At 59.7% G+C, this 23,871-nt stretch carries 20 protein-coding genes; 17 read left to right on the top strand and 3 right to left on the bottom strand.

Annotation, left to right across the window (positions count from 1 at the left end):
• Positions 1-440 precede the first annotated feature (440 nt).
• From purE to C7J97_RS05425, 10 genes are all read left to right on the top strand, one after another.
• Positions 441-941 carry a 5-(carboxyamino)imidazole ribonucleotide mutase gene (gene purE / locus C7J97_RS05470; RefSeq protein ID WP_055185360.1) on the top strand — a complete coding sequence of 167 codons (501 nt, stop codon included), beginning with the start codon at positions 441-443 and terminating at the stop codon, positions 939-941.
• 10 nt (positions 942-951) lie between these two features.
• Complete coding sequence (gene purF / locus C7J97_RS05465) at positions 952-2,430, top strand: amidophosphoribosyltransferase (RefSeq protein WP_113992925.1); 1,479 nt, start codon at positions 952-954, stop codon at positions 2,428-2,430.
• Between the two features lie 4 nt (positions 2,431-2,434).
• Entirely contained in the window at positions 2,435-3,481 is a 1,047-nt protein-coding gene (purM, locus tag C7J97_RS05460) for a phosphoribosylformylglycinamidine cyclo-ligase (protein WP_015538200.1), read from the top strand.
• Positions 3,475-4,071, top strand: coding sequence for a phosphoribosylglycinamide formyltransferase (gene purN / locus C7J97_RS05455; protein ID WP_113992924.1), 597 nt, complete (start codon positions 3,475-3,477; stop codon positions 4,069-4,071). Before purM ends, purN begins: the two co-directional genes overlap by 7 nt.
• Positions 4,072-4,256: 185 nt before the next feature.
• Positions 4,257-5,057, top strand: coding sequence for an IMP cyclohydrolase (locus C7J97_RS05450; protein ID WP_005922296.1), 801 nt, complete (start codon positions 4,257-4,259; stop codon positions 5,055-5,057).
• A 33-nt stretch (positions 5,058-5,090) separates the two neighbouring features.
• Complete coding sequence (locus C7J97_RS05445; protein ID WP_113992923.1) at positions 5,091-6,272, top strand: phosphoribosylaminoimidazolecarboxamide formyltransferase; 1,182 nt, start codon at positions 5,091-5,093, stop codon at positions 6,270-6,272.
• Between the two features lie 200 nt (positions 6,273-6,472).
• Positions 6,473-7,777: a phosphoribosylamine--glycine ligase gene (gene purD / locus C7J97_RS05440; protein ID WP_097786041.1), complete on the top strand. Its 1,305-nt coding sequence runs from the start codon at positions 6,473-6,475 to the stop codon at positions 7,775-7,777.
• A gap of 28 nt (positions 7,778-7,805) precedes the next feature.
• Complete coding sequence (locus tag C7J97_RS05435) at positions 7,806-11,498, top strand: phosphoribosylformylglycinamidine synthase (protein WP_113992922.1); 3,693 nt, start codon at positions 7,806-7,808, stop codon at positions 11,496-11,498.
• 168 nt (positions 11,499-11,666) lie between these two features.
• Positions 11,667-13,112, top strand: a complete 1,446-nt coding sequence (gene purB / locus C7J97_RS05430) for an adenylosuccinate lyase (protein WP_015538205.1) — start codon at positions 11,667-11,669, stop codon at positions 13,110-13,112.
• A gap of 118 nt (positions 13,113-13,230) precedes the next feature.
• On the top strand, positions 13,231-13,932 hold the full coding sequence (locus C7J97_RS05425; protein ID WP_113992921.1) for a pseudouridine synthase: 702 nt from the start codon (positions 13,231-13,233) through the stop codon (positions 13,930-13,932).
• Positions 13,933-13,967: 35 nt separating this feature from the next.
• Here C7J97_RS05425 and C7J97_RS14830 read toward each other — a convergent pair whose 3' ends face one another.
• Positions 13,968-14,147 (bottom strand): hypothetical protein, encoded by a 180-nt coding sequence (locus C7J97_RS14830; RefSeq protein WP_005922290.1) that lies wholly within the window; start codon positions 14,145-14,147, stop codon positions 13,968-13,970.
• 49 nt (positions 14,148-14,196) lie between these two features.
• Between C7J97_RS14830 and C7J97_RS05420 the strand changes: the two genes are divergently transcribed.
• The 6 genes from C7J97_RS05420 (at position 14,197) to rsmA (ending at position 20,926) form a co-directional block, all read left to right on the top strand.
• Positions 14,197-15,282, top strand: a complete 1,086-nt coding sequence (locus C7J97_RS05420) for a PucR family transcriptional regulator (RefSeq protein ID WP_005922289.1) — start codon at positions 14,197-14,199, stop codon at positions 15,280-15,282.
• 141 nt (positions 15,283-15,423) lie between these two features.
• A complete protein-coding gene (gene ftsE, locus C7J97_RS05415; RefSeq protein ID WP_113992920.1) occupies positions 15,424-16,188 on the top strand; it encodes a cell division ATP-binding protein FtsE in 765 nt (254 codons plus the stop codon).
• Positions 16,185-17,093, top strand: a complete 909-nt coding sequence (locus tag C7J97_RS05410) for a cell division protein FtsX (RefSeq protein ID WP_113992919.1) — start codon at positions 16,185-16,187, stop codon at positions 17,091-17,093. Before ftsE ends, C7J97_RS05410 begins: the two co-directional genes overlap by 4 nt.
• 19 nt (positions 17,094-17,112) lie before the next feature.
• Complete coding sequence (locus C7J97_RS05405; RefSeq protein WP_113992918.1) at positions 17,113-18,477, top strand: murein hydrolase activator EnvC family protein; 1,365 nt, start codon at positions 17,113-17,115, stop codon at positions 18,475-18,477.
• A 152-nt stretch (positions 18,478-18,629) separates the two neighbouring features.
• A complete protein-coding gene (locus tag C7J97_RS05400; protein ID WP_113992917.1) occupies positions 18,630-19,994 on the top strand; it encodes a S41 family peptidase in 1,365 nt (454 codons plus the stop codon).
• An 80-nt stretch (positions 19,995-20,074) separates the two neighbouring features.
• Entirely contained in the window at positions 20,075-20,926 is an 852-nt protein-coding gene (gene rsmA, locus C7J97_RS05395) for a 16S rRNA (adenine(1518)-N(6)/adenine(1519)-N(6))-dimethyltransferase RsmA (protein ID WP_112121500.1), read from the top strand.
• A gap of 141 nt (positions 20,927-21,067) precedes the next feature.
• Here rsmA and C7J97_RS05390 read toward each other — a convergent pair whose 3' ends face one another.
• Positions 21,068-21,247 carry a hypothetical protein gene (locus C7J97_RS05390; protein ID WP_044960032.1) on the bottom strand — a complete coding sequence of 60 codons (180 nt, stop codon included), beginning with the start codon at positions 21,245-21,247 and terminating at the stop codon, positions 21,068-21,070.
• A gap of 331 nt (positions 21,248-21,578) precedes the next feature.
• Between C7J97_RS05390 and C7J97_RS05385 the strand changes: the two genes are divergently transcribed.
• Positions 21,579-22,604 (top strand): cysteine peptidase family C39 domain-containing protein, encoded by a 1,026-nt coding sequence (locus tag C7J97_RS05385; protein WP_005922278.1) that lies wholly within the window; start codon positions 21,579-21,581, stop codon positions 22,602-22,604.
• 161 nt (positions 22,605-22,765) lie between these two features.
• Here C7J97_RS05385 and spoIID read toward each other — a convergent pair whose 3' ends face one another.
• Positions 22,766-23,782, bottom strand: coding sequence for a stage II sporulation protein D (spoIID, locus tag C7J97_RS05380; RefSeq protein WP_113992916.1), 1,017 nt, complete (start codon positions 23,780-23,782; stop codon positions 22,766-22,768).
• Positions 23,783-23,871: the final 89 nt, after the last annotated feature.

Genomic DNA, 23,871 nt, shown 5'->3' with positions numbered 1-23,871 from the left:
TACATCAACACAGCCTTTACATAAAATATACCCGCTGCATAAGTCATACTTAAAAAGAAAAAGGATGGCGAAACTGCACAAAACTTTCGAAAGTTTTTTGACGGCATGGGAACACAAGGGAGAATTTGCCCAAACGCTCTTTGCAAAGCGGTTTTTTTGCCGTAAACTGTATCTAGCACAGGGACGATGCCCCAAAAAACGGGCTTGCATCGCCGCCTGAAAAAAACGCTTGCACAGGAAACTGCGGAGGGAAACTTCAATGATGCTGCTGGTGCCGGGTCGCATGGAATGGGGTCACATTCACTGCAATCAGGGGCATGGTGCAGCCTTGTGCAAAATGCGCGGACAGAAAAACTGGAAATAAAGGCCGTGGTACAGGTGTACCGCAGCCTTTTTTGTTTGTCGGTCTTGTTGGACATGAGAAAGAGAGGCTTTGGAAAATGGTTCGTAAAGTGGCAGTGATCATGGGTTCGGACAGCGATTGGCCGGTGGTCAAGGGTGCCTGCGCCCAGCTGAAGGCACTGGACATCCCCTTTGAGGCACACATCCTTTCGGCACACCGCACCCCCGCCGAGGCAGCAGCCTTTGCAAAAAGCGCAAAGGCCAACGGCTTTGGCGTCATCCTGTGCGCGGCAGGCATGGCAGCACATCTGGCAGGAGCTTTTGCCGCCAACACCACCCTGCCGGTCATCGGCATCCCCATGAAGGGCGGCGCGATGGATGGCTTGGACGCCCTGCTGGCTACCGTGCAGATGCCCAGCGGCATCCCGGTGGCGACCGTGGCGCTGAACGGTGCCAAGAACGCCGCATGGCTGGCTGCTGAAATTCTGGCACTGAGCGATGATGCACTGGCTGAAAAGCTGGAAGCCGAGCGCGTATCCATGGCACAGCAGATCGCAGCCAAGGAAGAAAAGCTGCAGAACGAACTGAACGAGCTGTAAAGGAGAACCAATGTCTGATTTTGCATATCCGCTGCATGAGGAGTGCGGCGTTTTCGGCATCTACGACCGTGCCGGTACCGAGGATGTGGCCGCAGCGGCTTATTCGGCGCTGTATGCGCTGCAGCACCGCGGGCAGGAGAGCTGCGGTATTGCCGTCAACGATGACGGCGTGATCTCCGGTCACCGGGATCTGGGCCTTGTGAACGAGGTGTTCACCCCGGAGGTGCTGGCAAGTCTGTCCACTACCACGGCACACATGGCCACCGGCCATGTGCGCTACGCCACCGCCGGCACCCGCGTCCGCGCCAACGCCCAGCCCATGATCGTCCGGCATGGCCGCGGCACCATGGCGCTGTGCCACAACGGCAACCTGACCAACGCCGTGGAGCTGCGCCGCCAGCTGGAAAACGAGGGCGCCATCTTCCACGGCTCCTCGGATACCGAGGTCATCTGCTACCTCATTACCCGCAACCGTCTGCGCATGGGCAGCATCGAGACTGCCATCAGCAAGACCATGGACGTGCTGGAAGGCGCATACAGCCTTGTGATCATGTCTGCCACCAAGCTCATCGCGGTGCGCGACCCCCGGGGCTACCGTCCTCTGTGCATCGGCACCCTGCCCGGCGGCGGCTACGTCTTTGCCAGCGAGAGCTGCGCACTGGATGCCACCGGTGCTTCTCTGCTGCGGGATGTGGAGCCCGGCGAGATCGTGGTGGTGGACACCAAGACCGGCGAGCTGCGCAGCATCAAGGATCACTGCGGCCGCCCGGACACCCAGATGTGCGTGTTCGAGTTCATCTACTTCGCCCGCCCGGACAGCGTCATCGAGGGCAGCTCGGTGCACGAGGCACGCAAGCAGGCAGGCCGCTTCCTTGCACAGGAGCACCCCGTGGAGGCCGATGTGGTCATCGGCGTGCCGGATTCCGGCTTGGATGCAGCCCTGGGCTACTCGCAGGAGAGCGGCATCCCCTACGGCATCGGCTTCATCAAGAACAAATACATCGGCCGCACCTTCATTCAGGGCAGCCAGAAGCAGCGCGAGAACAGCGTGCGCATCAAGCTGAACGTGGTGTCCAGCACCGTCAAGGGCAAGCGCGTGGTGCTGGTGGATGACTCCATCGTGCGCGGCACCACATCTGCCCGCATCATCAAGCTGCTGCGGGATGCCGGTGCTGCCGAGGTGCACTTTATGGTCTCTGCACCTCCCTTCAAGTATCCGTGCTACTTCGGCACCGATATCCCGGACCAGAAGCTGCTGGTGGCCACCGGCCGCACGCTGGAGCAGATCAACGAGGTCATCGGCGCCGATACGCTGGGCTATTTGTCCAACGAGCACGTTGTCCAGCTTGCCAAAAACGCAAAATGCGGTTTCTGCACAGCCTGCTTTACCGGCGAGTATGCCGTAGAGCCGGAAAGTGTGCTTTCTACCGATATTCACGACCGTCACCTGAACGACCGTCCCAAGGACGCCAAAAAGTTAGGAGAGTAAGAACATGGAAAAGAGCTATTCTGAAAGCTACGCCGCAGCAGGCGTGGACATTACCGCCGGTTACCGCTCTGTGGAGCTGATGAAGCAGTATGTCGCCCGTACCATGAACGAGCACTGCATCGGCGGCTTGGGCGGCTTTGGCGGCCTGTTTGAGCTGGACTGCACCGGTTACAAGCACCCGGTGCTGATCTCCGGTACCGACGGTGTGGGCACCAAGCTGAAGGTGGCCATGATCATGGATAAGCACGATACCATTGGTATCGACTGTGTGGCCATGTGCGTCAACGATGTCATCTGCGCCGGTGCAAAGCCGCTGGTGTTCCTGGACTACATCGCCTGCGGCCGCAACGTGCCGGAAAAGATCGCCAACATCGTCAAGGGCGTGGCCGAGGGCTGTGTGCAGGCCGATTGCGCTCTGGTGGGCGGCGAGACTGCCGAGCACCCGGGCATGATGCCGGAGGATGAGTACGATCTGGCCGGTTTCACCGTGGGCGTTGTGGATAAGGAGAAGATCCTGAACAACGAGACCATGGCAGCCGGTGACGTGATCCTTGCCCTGCCCTCCACCGGTGTGCACTCCAACGGTTTCTCGCTGGTGCGCAAGGTGTTCAACATCGACGCCGACCCCGATGTGCTGTTCTCCACCCCCGCCGAGCTGGGCGGCAAGACCCTTGGCGAGGCGCTGCTGGCTCCCACCAAGATCTACGTCAAGCCCGTGCTGAAGGTGCTGGAAGAGGTGCAGGTCAAGGGTATCTCCCACATCACCGGCGGCGGCTTCTACGAGAATATCCCCCGCAGCCTGAAAAAGGGTTGCTGCGCCCGCATCAACAAGGCAGATGTGCGCACCCCCGCCCTGTTCCACCTGATGCAGAAGGTGGGCGGCATCTCCGAGCACGATATGTTCAACACCTTCAACATGGGCGTGGGCATGGTGCTCACCGTGCCCGCCGAGCAGGCCGATAAGGCACTGGAGATCCTGCACGCCAACGGCGAGCCGGAGGCTTACCGTCTGGGCGTCATCGCAGAAGGTGAGGGCGTGGAGCTGTGCTGAACATTGCCGTGTTAGTGTCCGGCGGCGGCACCAATCTGCAGGCGCTGCTGGACAGCGAGGCCCGGGGCGAGAACCCCAATGGTAAAATCACGCTGGTAGTGGCCTCCAAGCCCGGCGTCTTTGCGCTGGAACGCGCCGCAAAGGCGGGTGTGGAAGGCTGCGTGGTGCGCCGCAAGGACTACGCCGCCAGCGAGGAATTTGACGCTGCGCTGCTGGAAACACTGCGGGCGCACAAGATTGATCTGGTGGTGCTGGCGGGCTTTCTGTCCGTGCTGGGCCCCAGCGTCATCGCGGCCTATCCGCGCCGTATCCTGAACGTGCACCCGGCGCTGATCCCTTCCTTCTGCGGGCCGGGAATGTACGGCCTGCGTCCCCATGAGGCTGCACTGGCCCGGGGCTGCAAGGTGACCGGCGCCACCGTCCACTTTGTCAACGAGGAGTGCGACGGCGGGCCCATCCTGCTGCAGAAGGCCGTGGACATCCTGCCCGGCGACACCCCCGAGGTGCTACAGAAGCGGGTGATGGAGCAGGCTGAATGGAAGCTGCTGCCCAAGGCGGTGGCTATGGTGTGTAGCGGAGAGATCTGCTGAAAGCTTGCAGAGCGTTGTTCTTGCCTCTCCCTTTGGGAGAGGTGGCACGGCGTAAGCCGTGACGGAGAGGGCGGGGAAGTTGCCTCCGCAAAGAGGTTCGCCCTCTCAGGCGCTGACGCGCCAGCTCCCCCAAAGGGGGAGCCGAGAGTTGCTCTTTGAAAACAAAAATGCAAGGGAGAACAACAATGGAAAAGATCAACCTGAACGAGTATCTGGCCTCCAACGAGTACCCCGGCCGCGGCATTGCTGTGGCAATGGCACCGGACGGACGGCAGATGTTTATCGGCTACTTTATCATGGGCCGCAGCGAGAACAGCCGCAACCGCGTGTTTGACCCTGTGCCCGAGCGCGGCGGCATCTGCACCGTTGCAGCCGACCCCGCAAAGCTGGAGGATCCCAGCCTGATCATTTATAACCCGGTGCTGACCCTTGGCAAGACCCATATCGTGACCAACGGCGACCAGACCGATACCATCTACGACCTGATGAGCCAGGGCAAGAGCTTTGCCGACGCCCTGCGCACCCGCACCTTTGAGCCGGACGGTCCCAACTACACCCCCCGCATCTCCGCTGTGGTGTACGCCGACGGCAGCTACCAGATGAGCATCCTCAAGTCTGCCGATGGCAACGGTGACAGCGTGCAGCGCTATTTCTTTGATTACCCCCAGCCTGTTGCAGGCGAGGGCCACTTCATCAGCACCTACAAGCACAACGGCAACCCCATCCCCAGCTTTGAAGGTGAGCCTTTGCGCTTTGCCTGCCCCCGCACCATCGGTGATTTTGCCCACGATATGTGGAGCAGCCTGAATCTGGACAACAAGGTGAGCCTGTTTGCCCGGGTCATTGATCTGGACACCGGCGAGAGCGGCGATATGATCTTTAATAAATATGATCCGGTGTGCAGCGACTTTGACGACCCTGAGGAGCCGGAGCTGCTGCCCGAGGAGCTGGAACTGCTCAAAAAGCTTGACGCCGAGGAAGAATAAGAGTAAACCTTAGGATATAAGGAGGATGCACCAATGAATGAACTCGCACTGAAGTACGGCTGCAACCCCAACCAGAAGCCCAGCCGCATTTATATGGAAGATGGCTCCGACCTGCCCGTTACCGTGCTGAACGGCAAGCCCGGCTACATCAACTTTCTGGATGCCCTCAACTCCATCCAGCTGGTCAAGGAGTTAAAGACTGCCTGCGGTCTGCCCGCAGCGGCTTCCTTCAAGCACGTTTCCCCGGCGGGTGCAGCACTGGGTCTGCCCCTGACCGAGGTGGAGCGCCGGATGTACCACATTGCCCCGGAGACCGAGCTCTCCCCGCTGGCTTGCGCCTACGCCCGCGCCCGCGGCGCAGACCGGATGTCTTCCTTCGGCGACTGGATCGCCCTGTCTGACATCTGCGATGTGCCCACCGCAAAGCTGATCCAGCACGAAGTCTCTGACGGTATCATCGCCCCGGGCTACGAGCCGGAGGCACTGGCCATCCTGTCCGGCAAAAAGAAGGGCAACTACAATGTGGTCGCCATCGACCCCGCCTATAAGCCCGCTCCCATCGAGCATAAGCAGGTGTACGGCATCACCTTCGAGCAGGGCCGCAACGAACTGGTCATCAACGCTGACACCATGCTGAACAACTGGGTCACCGAGAACAAGGACGTAACCGAGGAGCAGAAGCGCGACCTCGTCATTGCCCTTATCACCCTGAAGTACACCCAGTCTAACAGCGTGTGCTACACCTACAATGGTCAGACCATCGGCGTGGGTGCCGGCCAGCAGAGCCGCATCCACTGCACCCGTCTGGCCGGTCAGAAGGCCGACAACTGGCAGCTGCGCCACATGGATAAGGTGCTGAACCTGCCCTTCCGCGACGATGTGGCAAAGCCCAACCGCGACAACGCCATTGATGTTTACATCGGCGATACCCCGGAGGATGTCATTGGTGATGACGTCTGGGCCGAGACCTTTACCCGCCAGCCCGAGCCGCTGACCGCCGAGGAAAAGAAGGCCTACCTCAGCAAGGTGACCGGTGTTTGCCTTGGTTCGGACGCTTTCTTCCCCTTCGGCGACAACATCGAGCGTGCCCGCCGCTCCGGCGTGACTGCCATCGTGCAGCCCGGCGGCTCCATCCGCGACCAGCAGGTCATCGACACCTGCAACAAGTACGGCATCGCCATGGCCTTCTGCGGCCTGCGGCTGTTCCATCACTAAGGAAAAAGGAACGAACCCTCTCAGTCGCCTGACGGCGACAGCTCCCCCGAGGGGGGAGCTTTATGCGGGAAAACGGGCAGGAATGCTCCCTCCGTTGAACGCGGCACCTGCCGTCAGCGGAAAAAGCTCCCCCTTTCGGGGGAGCTGGCATTGCGCAGCAATGACTGAGAGGGTCATTCAAAAACGGGAAGGTGAATGATATGGCTGAAAAAATCTTGGTAGTGGGCGGCGGCGGCCGCGAGCACGCCATCATCAAGGCACTGAAAAAGAGCCCCGACTGCGGCGAGATCTGGTGCGCACCGGGCAACGGCGGCATCAGCTATGATGCCAAGTGCAAGAACATCAAGGCCACCGATGTGGATACCATGGTGGGCTTTGCAGTGGAAGAAAAGTTCGATTACGTTGTAGTGGCACAGGACGACCCCCTTGCACTGGGCATGGTGGACGCACTGGCAAAGGTGGGCATCCCCGCCTTTGGCCCGGACAAGGCCGCTGCCCGCATCGAGGCTTCCAAGGTGTTCTCCAAGGACCTGATGAAGAAATATGGCATCCCCACCGCAAAGTACGAGACCTTCGATGACCCCGCAAAGGTTATGGACTACATCCGCGCCGAGGGTAAGTACCCGGTGGTCATCAAGGCAGACGGCCTTGCACTGGGTAAGGGCGTGCTCATCTGCGAAAACGAGCAGCAGGCCGCCGACGGCGTTAAGGAGATCATGCTGGACAAAAAGTTCGGCGCATCCGGCAACCATGTGGTGGTGGAAGAGTTCCTCACCGGGCCGGAGGTCAGCGTGCTGAGCTTTACGGACGGCAAGGTGGTCAAGCCCATGGTCTCCAGCATGGACCATAAGCGCGCCAACGACCACGATACCGGCCTGAACACCGGCGGCATGGGCACCATTGCCCCCAACCCCTACTACACCCCGGAGGTGGCTGCGGAGTGCATGGAAAAGATCTTCCTGCCCACCATCCGCGCCATGAACGCCGAGGGCTGCCCCTTCAAGGGCTGCCTGTACTTCGGCCTCATGCTCACCCCGGACGGCCCCAAGGTCATCGAGTATAACTGCCGCTTCGGCGACCCCGAAACGCAGGTGGTGCTGCCGTTGCTGGAAAGCGACCTGCTGCACATCATGCAGTCCTGCACCGACGGCACGCTGGCACAGCAGGAGGTCAAGTTCTCCGATGGTGCTGCGGCCTGTGTGATTCTGGCCTCCGGCGGCTACCCTGTGGCCTACGAGAAGGGCAAGCCCATCTCCGGCCTTGTGGACGGTCAGCTGCCCGACGAGGAGAACGTGACGGTGTACCACTCCGGCACTGCCATCACCGAGGACGGCCAGCTTGTGACCAACGGCGGTCGCGTGCTGGGCGTTACCGCCACCGGCCCGCGCCTGACCAACGCCCTGAGCCACGCCTATGAAGCAGCCGAAAAGATCAGCTTTGAAAAGCTGCACAAGCGCAGCGATATCGGCCTGCGTGCCCTGAAAGCGCTGGCAGAGAAGCAGTAAGAAAGAATACAAAGGGGGAACCTACCCAATGGTCTATCGTATTTATGTGGAAAAAAAGCCCGGCTTTGATGTCGAGGCCAACGGTCTGAAAAACGAACTCACCAGCCTGCTGGGCATCAAGGACCTGACCGGTCTGCGCCTGCTGAACCGCTACGATGTGGAAGGCATCGACGAAGCACTGTTCAACCAGTGCGTCAGCACCGTGTTCAGCGAGCCGCCGGTGGATAACACCTACGCCGAGCTGCCCGCTGCCGAGGGCGTGTCCTTCGCGGTGGAGTATCTGCCCGGCCAGTTCGACCAGCGCGCAGCTTCTGCTGCCGAGTGCATCCAGCTCATCAGTCAGGGCGAGCGCCCGCTGGTGCGCTCTGCCCGCGTCTACCTGCTGGAGGGTGCTCTGACCCCCGAGCAGGTGGCCGAGATCAAGAAGTATGTCATCAACCCTGTGGAAGCCCGCGAGGCTTCTCTGGAGACCAAAGAAACCCTGAAGATGGATTACCCTGTGCCCGCTGCCGTGGCAGTGCTGGAGGGCTTCAACCAGCTGGACGAGGCTGGCCTTGCCAAGTTCATTGAGGAAAAGGGTCTGGCCATGGATCTGGGGGACATCAAGTTCTGCCAGGAGTACTTCCGCACCGAGCAGCGCGACCCCACCATCACCGAGATCAAGATGATCGACACCTACTGGTCCGATCACTGCCGCCACACCACCTTTGGCACCATTCTGGACGATGTGCAGATCGATGACGCCGTGGTGCAGGAGGCCTTTGACCGCTACATGGCTATGCGCACCGAGCTGGGCCGCGAGAACAAGCCCCGCTGCATGATGGACCTTGCCACCATTGGCGCCAAGGAGCTGAAGAAGCAGGGTATCCTGAAGAATCTGGACGAGTCTGAGGAGATCAACGCCTGCACCGTCAAGATCAAGTGCGACGTCAACGGCAAGGATGAGGACTGGCTGTTCCTGTTCAAGAACGAGACTCACAACCACCCCACCGAGATCGAGCCCTTCGGCGGCGCTGCCACCTGCATCGGCGGTGCCATCCGCGACCCGCTGTCCGGCCGCAGCTACGTCTATCAGGCTATGCGCGTCACCGGTGCAGGCGACCCGCTCAAGCCGGTCAGCGAGACCATGCCCGGCAAGCTGCCCCAGCGTAAGCTGGTCACCACCGCAGCCGCCGGTTACTCCTCCTACGGCAACCAGATCGGTCTGGCTACCGGTCAGGTGGACGAGATCTACCACCCCGGCTATGTGGCAAAGCGCATGGAGATCGGCGCTGTTGTGGGCGCTACCCCTGCTTCCCACGTCCGCCGCGAGTGCCCCGCTCCCGGCGATGTGATCGTGTTGCTGGGCGGCCGCACCGGCCGTGACGGCATCGGCGGCGCTACCGGCTCCTCCAAGGCACACAAGCTGGACAGCCTTGAGCACTGCGGTGCCGAGGTGCAGAAGGGCAATGCGCCCATCGAGCGCAAGCTGCAGCGCCTGTTCCGCCGCGAGGACGCCTGCAAGATGATCAAGCGCTGCAACGACTTTGGTGCCGGCGGCGTTTCCGTTGCCATCGGTGAGCTGGCCGACGGCCTGTACATCGACCTGAACAAGGTCACCAAGAAGTACGAGGGTCTGGACGGCACCGAGCTGGCCATCAGCGAGAGCCAGGAGCGCATGGCTGTGGCCCTTGCCCCGGAGGATGTGGACAAGTTCATCGCCATTGCCACCGAGGAGAACCTCGAGGCTACCCCTGTGGCTAAGGTTACCGAGGAAAAGCGCCTGAACATGGTGTGGAACGGCGTTTCCATCGTGAACATCAGCCGTGAGTTCCTGAACTCCAACGGTGCAGAGAAGCACCAGAACGTCCATGTGGAAAAGGGCAGCGTCTGGCAGCCCCAGTGGGCAGGCCTGACCTTCAGCCAGAAGATGAAGTCCATGGTGGGCGATTTGAACGTCTGCAGCAAGAAGGGCCTTTCCGAGCGGTTCGACTCCACCATCGGCGCTGCCACCGTGCTCATGCCCTTTGGCGGTGCATACCAGCTGACCCCCCAGAACGCCATGGTAGCAAAGCTGCCGGTGGACGGCGAGACCTCCACCTGCTCCGGCATGGCATGGGGCTATAACCCCTATCTGATGAGCGCCAACCAGTATGTGGGTGCACGGATGGCTGTTATTGAGAGCGTGACCAAGCTGGTTGCCACCGGCTTCCGCTACGAGGACGCTTACCTGACCTTCCAGGAGTACTTCGAGCGTCTGGGCAACAAGCCCGAGCGCTGGGGCAAGCCGCTGGCTGCCCTGCTGGGCGCACTGGATGCGCAGATCGGTCTTGGCATTGCTTCCATCGGCGGCAAGGACAGTATGTCCGGCTCCTTTGAGCAGCTGGATGTGCCCCCCACGCTGGTGTCTTTTGCCACCGCCATCGGCAAGGCAAGCCGCGTAGTCTCCACCGAGTTCAAGAAGCCCGAGAGCACCGTGGTGCTCGTGCGCCCCATCATCGACCCGGAGACCGGCTGCCCCAACTTCTTCTCCCTGAAGGCCAACTACAAGATCGTGGAGAACATGATCGAAGAAGGCATGGTCGCCTCCGCCTGCTCCGTGGGCTACGGCGGCATTGCCGAGGCACTGTTCAAGATGGGTCTGGGCAACCGCATCGGCTTCAAGATGCGTGCGGACATGACCACCCATCAGATGTTTGAGCCCATGTATGGTTCCATCATTCTGGAAATGGTGTCCGATTCTCCCGCCGGTATGCTGCTGGGCGAGACCACCAAGGAGTACACCTTTGAGTCCTGCGGCGAAAAGCTGGATATGGCCGAACTGCAGGAGATCTGGGAGAGCAAGCTGGAGCCTGTGTATCCCTACCGCAAGGCCGGCCCTGCCGTGGAGAAGATCAACGGTAGCCTGACCGCTCCCGCCGCACCCAAGATCGGTGTGGCAAAGCCCAAGGTTATCATCCCGGTGTTCCCCGGCACCAACTGCGAGTATGACACCGCCAAGGCCTTTGCCCGCGCCGGTGCCGACCCCGAAATTCTGGTGGTGCGCAACCTGACCCCCGCCGACGTTGCCGAGAGCTGCAAGGCACTGGTCAAGGCCATTGACGCAAGCCAGATCGTCATGCTGCCCGGCGGCTTCTCCGGCGGCGACGAGCCGGACGGCAGCGCCAAGTTCATCGCCTCCTTCTTCCGCAATCCTGCGGTCACCGAGGCTGTGCGCCGTCTGCTGCAGCAGCGCGATGGCCTGATGCTGGGCATTTGCAACGGCTTCCAGGCTCTGATCAAGCTGGGTCTGGTGCCCTACGGCGATATCCGTCCCATCACCGCCTGCGACCCCACCCTGACCTTCAACACCATCGGCCGTCACCAGAGCATGCTGGTACATACCCGCGTGGCTTCCACCGGCAGCCCGTGGCTTAGCAAGTGCGAGGTGGGCGAGATGCACACCATCGCCATCAGCCACGGCGAGGGCCGCTTTGTGGCTCCGCAGGAGGTGCTGGACACCATGCTGCGCAACGGTCAGGTGGCTACCCAGTATGTGGATCTGACCGGCGTGCCCACCATGGATCAGAGCTTCAACCCCAACGGCTCGGTGCTGGCTATTGAGGGCATCACCAGCCCGGACGGCCGCGTGTTCGGCAAGATGGGTCACTCGGAGCGCAGCGGCGAATACCTGTACAAGAACGTCACCGGCGATAAATACCAGCCGATCTTTGAGGGCGGCGTGGACTATTTCAAGGTTTGATGGTAGAATAAGAAGAAAACCCTCTCCGTCACGCCTGCGGCGTGCCACCTCCCCCGAAAGGGGGAGGTTTTCCGGTACTGACCGGCAGAGCGCAAAAAGCTCCCCACCTCGGGGGAGCTGGCGAGCGAAGCGAGACTGAGAGGGTTATTTTCAGGAGGAAAACAACCAATGTCACAGCATGATCGCTATATCAGCCCTTTTTCCACCCGCTACGCTTCCGATGAGATGCAGTACATCTTCTCGGACGACAACAAGTTCCGCACCTGGCGGCGGCTGTGGGTGGCGCTGGCTCGTGCCGAAATGGATCAGGGTCTGACCAACATCACCCCGGATATGGTAGCTGAGCTGGAAGCCCATGTGGACGATATCAACTACGAAGTGGCCATCGAGCGGGAAAAGCTGGTGCGCCACGACGTCATGAGCCATGTCTACGCCTACGGCCAGCAGTGCCCCAAGGCAGCCGGCATCATCCATCTGGGTGCCACCAGCTGCTATGTGGGCGACAACACCGATATCATCGTGATGCGGCAGGGTCTGGAGCTGGTGCGCAAAAAGCTGGTGGGTGTGCTGGCAAAGCTGGCACACTTTGCCAAGGAGTACAAGGATATGCCCTGCATGGCCTACACCCACTGCCAGCCCGCACAGCCCACCACTGTGGGCAAACGCGCTACCCTGTGGGCCAACGAGCTGGTGATGGATCTGGCCGAGATCGACCATCGTCTGGCTACCCTGCAGCTGCGCGGTGTCAAGGGCACCACCGGTACGCAGGCTTCCTTTATGGAGCTGTTCAAGGGCGATGCCGACAAGATCCGTGCCGTGGATGCTTCCATTGCAAAGGAGATGGGCTTTGACCCCAAGGCCGTTGTGCCGGTGTCCGGCCAGACTTACAGCCGCAAGGTGGATGCCTTTATCCTGAACGCACTGGCCGGTATTGGCCAGAGCTGCATGAAGTTTGCCACCGACCTGCGCCTGCTGGCAAACTTCAAGGAGATGGAGGAGCCGTTTGAGAAGAACCAGATCGGTTCTTCCGCTATGCCCTATAAGCGTAACCCCATGCGCTGCGAGCGCATCTGCGCCCTTGCCCGCTACCTGATGGTGGATGTGTTGAACCCCAGCTTTACCACCGGCACCCAGTGGTTTGAGCGCACGCTGGACGACAGCGCCAACAAGCGCGTGGCTATGGCCGAGGGCTTCCTTGCCACTGATGCCATCCTGAACATCATGCTCAACGTCACCGATGGTCTGGTGGTGTACCCCAAGGTGGTGCGCAGCCGCCTGATGGCCGAGCTGCCCTTCATGGCCAGCGAGAACATCATGATGCAGGCTGTGGAAAAGGGCGGCAACCGTCAGGAGCTGCACGAGCGCCTGCGCCAGCACGCCATCGCCGCCGGTAAGCAGGTCAAGGAAGAGGGCCTGCCCAACGATATGGTGGACCGCATTGCCGCAGACCCGGCCTTTGGCCTGACCCGCGAGGAGATCGTGGCGGGGCTTGTGCCGGAGAACTTTGTGGGCCGTGCACCCCAGCAGGTGGAGGAGTTTATCGCCAACGTCCTGCAGCCCATCTTCGATGCTGACCCCGAGGATGTGGAGCAGCACGCCTCCCTGAGCGTCTGATAATAGGATCAATTGCAAAAAGGAGAAGCCTACGGGCTTCTCCTTTTTGCGTTTGTGCCTTGCACGATTTTGTCTGTCATGTTACACTGAGGGCATCATCAACAAAGGAGAACCGCTTATGCGTTTGGATAAATATCTGGCCGAAACTGCCCAGTGCACCCGCAGCGAGGCCAAAACCATGCTGGCAAAGGGGCGCGTGCAGGTGAACGGCGCGGTGTGCAAAAAAGGGGACACCCAGCTGAAGGATAACGACACGGTGACGGTGGACGGCGCGCCGCTGCGCTATCAGAAGTTCGTCTACCTCATGCTCAATAAGCCCGAGGGGGTGGTGAGCGCCTCCACTGATAAGCGGGACACCACCGTGGTGGACCTGGTAGGGGACGCCTACCCCCGGCGGGAGCTGTTTCCGGCCGGGCGGCTGGATAAGACCAGCACCGGCTTTGTGCTGCTGACCGATGACGGCGGCTTTGCCCACGATATTCTGTCCCCCCGGCACCATGTTTCCAAGACCTACACTGTGACCATTGACACTCCGCTCACGCAGGAGATGTGCACCGGCTTTGCGGCGGGGGTCACGTTGGCAGACGGCACTGCTCTTTCGCCCGCCGAGGTGACCGCCCTTTCCCCGGACGGATGCACCGTGCGGGTAGTGCTGCGGCAGGGGGTGTACCACCAGATCAAACGGATGTTCGGTGTGTACGGTGCCGGGGTGAATGCTTTGCACCGGGAGGCGATTGGCGGCCTTGCACTGGATGCGCAGCTTGCCCCGGGGCAGTGGCGAGAGCTTTCTGACGAAGAAGTGGCAAAAATTACCAGATAAAACACTGCACTTTTCACGCGACTTTCAAAAATGTATCACAATTTACCGGTAAAATAACGGTAAGAACCACGCAAAAAGGCACTTTTTTGGCAAAAAATGGCCCCGAAAGATAATTTCAACAAGAAAGAATTATTTTTTTTGTTGAAATCTGTTGCAAAAGTAAATTCTTTTGTGTAAAATATAGATTGTAATGCGGCTAAATTGTTTAAAATCACAACCCATGCCGCCGCGGCTTGCACAAACGAGGAAAAGGGGTATCCATTTATGGCCAATAGAGTATTTCAAAGCGTGATCTACCAGATGAAGGACGCAATCAATCGGGTGGTCGGCGTTGTGGATGAGACTGGCGCTGTCATTTCCTGCTCGGAGCTGAACCTGATCGGCGAGGTGCGCGAGGGCTATATGGCCGAGCGTCTGACCGCAGGCGACCGCTTTGTGCGCGACGGCTATACTTACCAGCAGTTCTCCAATGCCAAGCATAACGATTATGCCGTGTTCGTGGAGGGCGCCGACGAGACTGCAGGGCAGTTTGCCGGTGTGCTGGCCATCAGCCTGCAGAGCATCAAGCAGTACCACGACGAAAAGTTCGATAAGTCCAACTTTATCAAGAACGTGGTGCTGGACAACATCCTGCCCGGCGATATCTACGCCAAGGCACGGGAGCTGCACTTTGCCACCGATGTTTCCCGCGTGGTGTTCATCGTGCGGGTGATCAGCGGCGGCGATATCTCTGCCTACGATGTGGTCAGCAGCCTGTTCCCCGATAAGCAGAAGGACTTTGTGTTCAATATCAGCGAGACCGACACCGTGCTGGTTAAGGAGATCCGCAAGGGCATCGACCGCACCGATATGGAAAAGCTGGCCGCCAGCATTGTGGATACCCTCTCCGGCGAACACTACATCAAGGCCGTGGTCGGCATTGGCACCCCCATTGCCAACGTGAAGGATCTGGCTACCTCCTTTAAGGAAGCCCAGATCGCCATGGAAGTGAGCAAGGTGTTCGATACCGAAAAGCAGATCATCCGCTACGATAACCTGGGCATTGCTCGTCTGATCTACCAGCTGCCTACCACCGTGTGCGAGATGTTCCTGCGCGAGGTGTTCAAACAGGGCAGCATCGAAAGCCTGGATCAGGAGACTTTGTTCACCATCCAGCGCTTCTTCGAGAACAACCTGAATGTGTCCGAGACCAGCCGCGGCCTGTTTGTGCACCGCAACACGCTGGTGTATCGTCTGGAAAAGATCAAAAAGCTGACCGGTCTGGATCTGCGTGAGTTCGACGACGCTATCGTCTTTAAGGTAGCGCTGATGGTAAAGAAGTACCTGTCCAACAACCCGGCCAAATACTGATATTCCGCTGTGCGGGTTTTGCCCCGCCGGCGTCGAACCGGCCGCTCGAAACCGATGCTGGCCGGTTCTTTTTGCAGTACGGGCTGCGGACGGGCTGTCTTGACCGTCAAAAATCTTGATGTCAGGAGCTAATACGATTCCATGATCGATTTTGAACACGTTTCCAAAGAATATAAAAAGGGCGGCCGCCTTGCACTGGAGGATATCAACTTCCATGTGGATGAAGGCGAGTTCGTCTTTCTGCTGGGTCACTCCGGCGCAGGCAAATCCACCCTGCTCAAGCTGATTCTGCGGGAGGCACTGCCTACCTCCGGCAAGGTGACCGTGCTGGGTAAGGACGTAGCCAAGCTGCGCCGCCACAAGATCCCTTACCTGCGCCGTCAGATGGGCATCATCTTTCAGGACTTCCGGCTGATCCCAAGCATGACCGTGTACGAGAACGTGGCCTTTGCCATGCACGTCCTCAACGTGCCCCACAAGGAGATCCGTCCCCGCGTGGAGTACATTCTGGAGCTGGTGCATCTGGAGGATAAGGCCAAGTGCTACCCGGATACCCTTTCCGGCGGCGAGCAGCAGCGTGTGGCTGTGGCGCGTGCGCTGGTGCATAACCCCAAGCTGGTCATTGCAGATGAGCCCACCGGCAACATTGACCCGGAGCTGAGCCTGGAAATGATGCAGCTGCTGGAGCGGGTGAGCAAAATGGGCATCACGGTGCTGGTGGTCACCCACGAGCACGAGCTGGTGCACCGTTTCCATCAGCGTGTGGTCACCCTGAGCCATGGGCGCATCGTCTCGGACGTGCCCGCAGACCCCGTGGCCGCCGCCGAGGATGATCTTTCGCTGGATGTTGCCGCCTTTGATGCGGACGATGCGTCCGCTGCCAAAAAGGAGGTGGCTGCCGTATGATGCGTCCCTCTACCTTCTTTTTCCTTACCCGGCGCGGTGTGCGCAACTTGGGCAAGCACTGGGCTATGACCATTGCCTGCATCGCTTCTTTGAGTGTTTGTATGACGCTGAACATCTTTGCCAGTCTGGCCGAGGTGAATGTGGGCAGCATGGTGGCCTATCTGGGCAGCCAGAACGAGACGGTGGTCTATCTGGACCCAGAATGTGATGATGCCACCGCTGCGCAGGTAGGCGAGACCCTTTCGGCTATGCCGGGGGTCAGCGGGGTGCAGTACGTTTCCAAGCAGGACGTGCTCGACACCTACCGCGGCTATATGCAGGATTATTCCTCCCTGTGGGATGAATTTGAGAACGACAACCCCTTTAAGGCCAACTACCGGGTCACCCTGAGCGATCTGACCCAGATGGAGCGCATGAGCGTGAAGATGCAGGCCATCCCGGGCGTTGTCAGCGTTGCTGCTCCGGTGGAGATGACCAATGTCTTTGTGGAGATCCAGAAGGCAGTCACCAAGGGTGGTCGCATGATCGTGATGGTGCTGATGGTGGTCAGCATCATCACGGTGGGCAGCACCATCCGTCTGAGCGTTTTTGCCCGCCGCCGCGAGATCGAGATCATGAAGTATGTGGGTGCTACCAACCGCATGGTCACCCTGCCTTTCTTTGTGGAGGGCCTGACCATGGGCCTGATCTCCGGCATATTGACCGCAGCGGTCAGCCTTGGCTGTTACAGTTATGTGGTCAACGCCGCTGGCGGCTTGGGCGGCATCTGGCAGATGCTCATGGGCCGTGCACTGGTGCCGGTGGCAAACGTGCTGCCGACTATCGTGGTAACAAGCCTGCTCAGCGGCGCTATCGTAGGCGGCGTGGGCAGTATGTTCTCTATCCGCAAACATCTGAATGTGTGACCGAAAGGAGCCGCGTTTTATGAGTAAAGCAATGCACGCAAAGCCCTTCCGGCTCACAGGCCCTTATACCGCCCGGCACGCCCGGCCGGAAAGCCCCCGCAGCAAGCTGATCCGTGCGGTCAGCCTTGGGCTGGCCTGTGTCTGCCTGCTGCTGACAGCCACGGTGTACCCGGCCTCGGCGGCTACCAGCAATACCAGTATGGCCAGCTTGCAGAGCAAGCTGGATAAGCTTTCCCAGTCCATCAACCAGCACAAAAAGGAGCTTTCGGACGCCAAAAAGAAGGAATCCGCCGCCAAGGCGCTGGAAAGCGAGCTGAAGGAACGGGTCACCGTTCTGCAGGATCAGATCAGCGTGCTGGGCGGTCAGATCGCCGCAGTGCAGAACAGCATCGGCGAGAAGGAACAGCAGATCGGCGTGATGCAGACCCAGATCACGGACAAGCAGACCCAGATCGAGCAAAAGCAGAACGAGATCGATGACCAGTGGGACGATTTTAAAAAGCACATGGCTGCCATGCAGGAGCTGCGGGACGGCGGCAGTGTGGCCATGCTCGGTGCGGTGAATGACCTGTATGAGCTGCTTACCTTCAACGAGGTGATGCAGGATATCTCCATCAAGGACACCGAGATCATGAACAACATGAAGTCCGCCAAGCAGGAGCTGGAGGACGATAAGGCCGCGCTGGAAGAGCAGAAGGCTGGTCTGGAAGCCGAAAAGGCAGAGCTGCAAAGCCAGAAGAGTGAGTTGGACAGCCAGAACGCCCAGATGAAGGGCAAGCAGAGCGAGCTGAACAACAGCATCTCTGCGGCAAAACTCTCCGCTGCCGAGGCACAGGCGGCGCAGCAGAAGGCACAGGCAGCCATTGAATCCGACGAGTTGAACTACGAGGCCGTGAAAAAGGAGATCCAGAAGATGATCGCCGCGGCCTCTGCCAGCAAGCCGCAGCTGAGCTTTAGCGGCTTTGCCTGCCCGCTGAAGAGTTACAGCCGCATCTCCAGTGAGTACGGCTGGCGTAAGAACCCGGTCTCCGGCGTGAACAAACTCCATGCCGGTACCGACTTTGCGGCAGCCGGCGGCACGCCTATCTACGCAGCCGCCAGCGGCTATGTGCAGGTTGCAGGTTGGTCTACCGGCGGCTACGGCAACTACGTTATCATCTACCACGGCAAAATGTCCGATGGCAATACCTATACCACCCTGTATGCGCACATGCGCTCGGTGGCTACCAGTGCGGGCAAGTATGTGAAGCAGGGCGAACTGATCGGTTATGTGGGCACCACCGGCAATTCCACCGGAAACCACCTGCATCTGGAGGTGTGGAAGGGCGGTTCCAAGGCCAACGCTGTGAACCCTCGGAGCTGCATCCCCATTCCCCACAACTAATAAGCAAGGCAAGGAGTCTGGTTGATCTATGAACGAACAAAAACGCAAGCGCGCGCTGCGCATCGGCTGTCTGGTTCTGGCAGGGGTGTTTGTACTCTCGCTGCTGGGCAGCATCTTTATGATGTTGCCGCTCTGACCGGGAGGAAAAAACCATGAACCGTAAAATTTCTTTGGGTATGGCAGTCACCATCGTGATCCTTGCCATGACCGTGACCTTTTCCATCACGATGCTCATCGCCATGCGTCTGTTCGACAGCACGGTCAACAGCGTAAAAGAAAAGGAAAGTATGTACAACAAGATCGCTGAGGTGGACCGCTATGTCCGCAGCAACGATTACTACACCATCGATGAGGCCACCCTGTACGACCGCCTGACCGCCGGTTATCTGCTGGGTACGGGCGATAAGTACGCCCGCTACTACACTGCCAACGCCTACACCGAGCTGATGAACATCCAGAGCGGCAAGATTTTGGGCATCGGCGTGGAACTTGGCATCGACCAGACCGGCTACGCTAAGGTGACCCGTGTTTACGATGGCTCTCCCGCACAGGAAGCAGGCATCGCCGTGGGCGACTACATCACCACCGTGGGCGATACCGATGTCAAGAGCCTGTCCGGTGCAGACGCCGTATACAAAGCCTTGCAGGGCGAGGCGGGCACTACCGTTACCGTGACATGGCTGAACAGTGCTGCGGCCAGTAAAACCGCTGAGCTGACCCATTCCGGCTACACCAGCACCACTGTGGACTACCAGCTGCTGGACAATGTGGGCTATATCCGCATTCGTCAGTTCGACGGCACTACGCCCAGCGAGCTGGACTATGCCCTGCGCACCCTGACCGCCAGCGGCGCAGCCAGTCTGGTATTCGACCTGCGGGATAACGGCGGCGGCATTCTGGAAGATGCCATCAACTGCATTGACCTGATCGCCCCGGAGGGCACGGTGGCCTACGCCGAGGATAAAAACGGCAACCGCACTGTCATCGGCAGCAGCGATGCCGAAAGCTCCGTCAGTCTGCCGATGGTCTGCCTGGTCAACGGCAACACCGCCAGCGCAGCCGAGCTGTTCGCAGCCACCCTGCGCACCATGAACGGTGCCCGTCTGGTGGGTACCACCACCATGGGCAAGGGCACCATCCAGAGCAGCCCGCAGCGTCTGTCGGACGGCAGTGCCGTGGTCATCACGGTGGCAAAGCTGGTCTGCGGCGACGGCAGCTGCTTTGATGGCACCGGCCTGACCGTGGATGTGGAGCGTGCCCTGAGTGCAGAGGAAGCAACGAACTTCTACGACTACACCCCCCAGACCGACCCGCAGGTACAGCGCGCTGTCAGCGCTGCCCAGCAGCTGAGCGGCACCACTACGCTGGCAGGCGCAAGCTCTGCCGCCGCAGCAGATAGCACCGCCGCCTCTGCGGCAGCAGACGATACCGCCCCCGCAGAGACTGCGGAGGGAGAGCCCGCCGAGGGTGAGACTGCCGCGTCTGAGCCGGAAACGGCTGCGAGCGCAGCGGAGTGAACCCCACGATCCTGAACCATAAACACCAAAAAGGCTGCTGCGTTCTGCAACAGCCTTTTTCTGAGAAAGGAAATGACCCTATGCCGGAACTGACCGACCTTTCTGTGATCCGTGCCCTGTGCGAAAAATACGATTTTGCACTTTCCAAGGGCTTTGGGCAGAACTTTATCATCAACCCGGGCATCCCCACCAAGATCGTGGATGCCAGCGGGGTAGACAAGCGCTACGGTGTCATCGAGATCGGCCCCGGCATCGGCGTGCTGACCAAGGAACTGGCCAAGCGTGCCGCCAAGGTGGTGTCCATCGAGGTGGACGAGCGTCTGCCGCCCCTGCTGGCCGAGACCATGGCCGGTGTGGACAACTTCAAGCTGGTGCTGCAGGATGTGCTGAAGGTAGACCTGAAAGCCCTCATTGCCGAGGAGTTCCCGGGAATGCCGGTGGCAGTGTGCGCAAACCTGCCCTATTACATCACCAGCCCCATCGTGATGAAGCTGCTGGGCGACCGTCTGCCCATCGAGAGCCTGACCGTTATGGTGCAGAAGGAGGCCGCTGACCGTCTGGCCGCTGTGCCCGGCACCCGCGCCTCCAGCGCCATCAGCTGTGCGGTGAACTACTACGCTACCTCCAAGCTGATGTTCACCGCCGCACCGGGCAGCTTTTATCCTGCCCCCAAGGTGACCAGCGCTGTGGTGCGCATGGATATCCGTCCCACCCCCGCCGTGCAGGTGGAGGACGAGGCGGGCTACTTTGCACTGGTGCGCGCCGCCTTTGGCCAGCGCCGCAAGACTGCTGCCAATGCCATTGCAGGCGGGCTGAACCTGCCCAAGGAAAAGGTCATTGCCGCCATCGAGGCCGCAGGCTTTGATGCCCGCATCCGCCCGGAGGCACTGACGCTGGAGGACTTTGCAAAGATCCAGCAGGCACTGGGCTGAGCAAAAAGCAGTATAGTCGGTGGGCGATAGCCCACTGAAAAAAGATCGCAAAAAAACCGGAACCTTTTCAGAGCCGCAAGGGCTCACAAAAAGGTTCCGGTTTTCTGTTTTTTAATGGTTATGCGGCAGCATTCGCCTTACTCAGAAGGGGAAGATGGTGCCGTCCTCCTTCACGGTGCAGGCGTTCAGGGCGACCTTACCGTGAATGTCTGCACCGTCTGCAAGGGTGTTAACGTTTGCTGCGGAGGAGGTGCCGAAGGCCTTGAATTGCCAGCCCTTTGCAGAGGCGCTGTCCTCTGCTGCCCAAACTGCGGCAGACAACGACGGACTGACTGCGGCATTGCCAAGAAGGGTATTATTTTGTGAAATGCTGGGACGAATGCGCAGGCGTACCGGACTTTTTTGCGCCCTTGCGCACCGGGCAAAAAAGAAATTTCTTTTCATAGTCCTGCGGTGGGTAGGACGAAACTTTGTCAAATGCGTGGAATATTACAGAAAAATTTGTGAAAGGCGACCAATGAATATCCCCTAAACGTGTTGATATTGAGAAAAAAGACGGAGGATTGTTTACAAAAGAATGACAGGCTGGTATACTTTATAACGGTAGATCCCTATGAGATCCGCAAAGAAATAAGAAAGGAAATACCGAACCGTGAATACCGCCGCACCGCACGCCCTGAAAAAACGATTGCTGACCCTAGCACTGAGCCTTGCTTTCCTGCTTACCTGTCTGCCCGCTGCACTGGCAGTGGATCTGAATGTGGACGCAGGCTTCTACTTCAAGCAGAGCCGGGGCGGCACCTGTACGCTGGCCTCCGCAGCCATGATGCTGCGCCGCCGTGCCTACTTTGACGGGCTGAGCGACTGGACGAACGTGACCGAGAACAGTGTGCGCTCCACAGCATGGGCCAACGGCCTTGCGCACAGCTTTACATATAAGGAGATGCAGGTGGGCTACGCCACTCTGCCTTCCGGGCTGCAAAGCAAAACGGCGGTGCTGATTTCCCTGCTGGAGCAGCACCCGGAGGGCATCGTCCTCTACGACCGCACCCAGCCCCATGCGGTGCTGCTGACTGACTACACCAACGGTATTTTCTATTGCTCCGACCCGGCGGGGAACATCGGCTACGGCCGCATCCCCATTACCAGCTCCAGCGTGTCCATTGCAAGAGCGTCCTGTTACTGGTACGTCACTGCAGATCACAACAGCGTGGCGGCACAGGCCGATGGTCTGCGGCTGGAGGGCGTGCGCTACCCGGTGAATATCCGCACCGGCAGCGGCATGACGCTGACCGGTACGGCTAACAGCGCTACCGGCACTACCTTGACCAGTGTACAGGTGGCCATTCTGGATGCGGCAGATCAGACCGTGCAGAGTGCGGCGGCGCAGGCGAACGCCGCCGCTTTCTCTCTGAACACGCTGGACAGTCAGATCCGCTTCGGGGAGCTGCCGGAGGGCAGCTACAGCTATATGGTGCTGGTGACCGACTCTACGGGCGAGAGCCTGTGCTTTGCCTCGGACTTCACGGTGTCCGGCAGCGCAAGCAGCACCCAGACCTACTGGTCGGTCAAGGATGCCGAGGGCACCAAGCTGCAGCAGACGGTCCAGCAGATGGAGACCACGGTAGAAACTGCTGCTGAGACCACCGTAAGCTGGTTTGCAAAGCTGTTCGACTGATAAAAAGAAATAATTCAGGGCTGCTGCACATTGCTTTGTGCAGCAGCCCTGTTTGTATCACAATAACAGCCGCTTTTCGTTACGACCCCTTTCCGTGAAAAAGTGGTTCCGCCCGCAGGCGGTTCTGAACCACAAAATTTAAAATGATTTTTCCGCGGCTATTACCCCCGCAGTTCTGTGCCGGGGTAATAGTGCGCCAGAATGGCGCGGTAGTCTGCGCCCTGCTCTGCCAGTGCCTTTGCACCCCACTGGCTCATGCCTACGCCGTGGCCGTAGCCCCTTGTGGTAAAGGAGAAGGTGCCGCTCTGGCAGACCACCGTAAAGCAGGCGCTGCGCAGCCCCAGCGCTTTGCGCAAGGTGGTACCCTGCACCGTCTGCCCGCAGACCGGCAGGTTTTCCACATAGCCGGAGGGAGTGAGCACCGGTGTGCCGAACCACTGTGCCTGTTGGGAGAGGTCCGCGGCGATGCCCAACCGCTCGGCCAGCAGCTGCTGCAATTGGGCGGCGGAAAGGTTCAGGGTGTATTCGTAGTTTTCTGCGGCGGTGTCAGTGCTGCTGTCCACCGGTACCAGATAGGGCAGGGCGGTGCCCCACACCTCCTCGCTGGCTTCGGTGCGGCCGTTGGACATGGCAAAGTAGCTTGTCCCGGCGGGGGCATCCTCGTAATACAGCACCTGCGTCTGTACTGCATCCACCAGCGCAGAAAGCCGGGCGTAGTTGGCCGCGTATGCGGTGCCCCAGTAACTGTGCAGCACTGCATCAGTCAGGCAGCCTTGCCGCCGGGCGGGGTCTGCGGTGAACCATGCGCAATTTTCCCCGGTGCTGTGGTCCCGGCGGTACAGAGCATAGCTGTGCGCCGCCACCGCCTGTGCCTTCAGCGCTTCATCCGGCCAGCTGACCGGCATCTCGGCGGCAACTGCCCCAATCAGGTATTCCCGCAGCGGCAGCGTTACCGTCTGACCGGTGCTCTGATCCGTAAAGCAAACGGTATCGGCTGTGTCAGCAGGGGAGGGAGCCCCTCTGCTGCTTTCTTCTGAGGTGACAGAAGCCGCTTCTGCTGCGGACGGCGCAGTGCCCTGCACAACAAGCGTCATACAGGCAAGACGGTAGGCAGCACACGGCAACGCGCAGCCCAGCACCAGCAGAACGGTGCACAGCAGCAAAAAGGAACGTTTCATACTAGACCTCCTCCCGGAACGCAAGCTTTGGGTACATCATACGCCCGGCAGCGTGCAAACCGGCAGGAAATGCGCAGGGAAGCCCCAGT

The sequence above is a fragment of the Faecalibacterium prausnitzii genome (assembly GCF_003324185.1).
GTDB classification, from domain to species: Bacteria; Bacillota; Clostridia; order Oscillospirales; family Ruminococcaceae; genus Faecalibacterium; species Faecalibacterium prausnitzii.
The sequence above is the reverse complement of the archived record's forward strand: the minus strand, read 5'-3'. Positions and strand labels throughout refer to the sequence as shown.

What these genes read in the sequence shown, in the direction of transcription:
- purE (WP_055185360.1), top strand. Translation starts at nt 441, where the DNA reads ATGGTTCGTAAAGTGGCAGTGATCATGGGTTCGGACAGCGATTGGCCG.
- purF (WP_113992925.1), top strand. Translation starts at nt 952, where the DNA reads ATGTCTGATTTTGCATATCCGCTGCATGAGGAGTGCGGCGTTTTCGGC.
- purM (WP_015538200.1), top strand. Translation starts at nt 2,435, where the DNA reads ATGGAAAAGAGCTATTCTGAAAGCTACGCCGCAGCAGGCGTGGACATT.
- C7J97_RS05450 (WP_005922296.1), top strand. Translation starts at nt 4,257, where the DNA reads ATGGAAAAGATCAACCTGAACGAGTATCTGGCCTCCAACGAGTACCCC.
- C7J97_RS05445 (WP_113992923.1), top strand. Translation starts at nt 5,091, where the DNA reads ATGAATGAACTCGCACTGAAGTACGGCTGCAACCCCAACCAGAAGCCC.
- purD (WP_097786041.1), top strand. Translation starts at nt 6,473, where the DNA reads ATGGCTGAAAAAATCTTGGTAGTGGGCGGCGGCGGCCGCGAGCACGCC.
- C7J97_RS05435 (WP_113992922.1), top strand. Translation starts at nt 7,806, where the DNA reads ATGGTCTATCGTATTTATGTGGAAAAAAAGCCCGGCTTTGATGTCGAG.
- purB (WP_015538205.1), top strand. Translation starts at nt 11,667, where the DNA reads ATGTCACAGCATGATCGCTATATCAGCCCTTTTTCCACCCGCTACGCT.
- C7J97_RS05425 (WP_113992921.1), top strand. Translation starts at nt 13,231, where the DNA reads ATGCGTTTGGATAAATATCTGGCCGAAACTGCCCAGTGCACCCGCAGC.
- C7J97_RS05420 (WP_005922289.1), top strand. Translation starts at nt 14,197, where the DNA reads ATGGCCAATAGAGTATTTCAAAGCGTGATCTACCAGATGAAGGACGCA.
- ftsE (WP_113992920.1), top strand. Translation starts at nt 15,424, where the DNA reads ATGATCGATTTTGAACACGTTTCCAAAGAATATAAAAAGGGCGGCCGC.
- C7J97_RS05410 (WP_113992919.1), top strand. Translation starts at nt 16,185, where the DNA reads ATGATGCGTCCCTCTACCTTCTTTTTCCTTACCCGGCGCGGTGTGCGC.
- C7J97_RS05405 (WP_113992918.1), top strand. Translation starts at nt 17,113, where the DNA reads ATGAGTAAAGCAATGCACGCAAAGCCCTTCCGGCTCACAGGCCCTTAT.
- C7J97_RS05400 (WP_113992917.1), top strand. Translation starts at nt 18,630, where the DNA reads ATGAACCGTAAAATTTCTTTGGGTATGGCAGTCACCATCGTGATCCTT.
- rsmA (WP_112121500.1), top strand. Translation starts at nt 20,075, where the DNA reads ATGCCGGAACTGACCGACCTTTCTGTGATCCGTGCCCTGTGCGAAAAA.
- spoIID (WP_113992916.1), bottom strand. Translation starts at nt 23,782, where the DNA reads ATGAAACGTTCCTTTTTGCTGCTGTGCACCGTTCTGCTGGTGCTGGGC.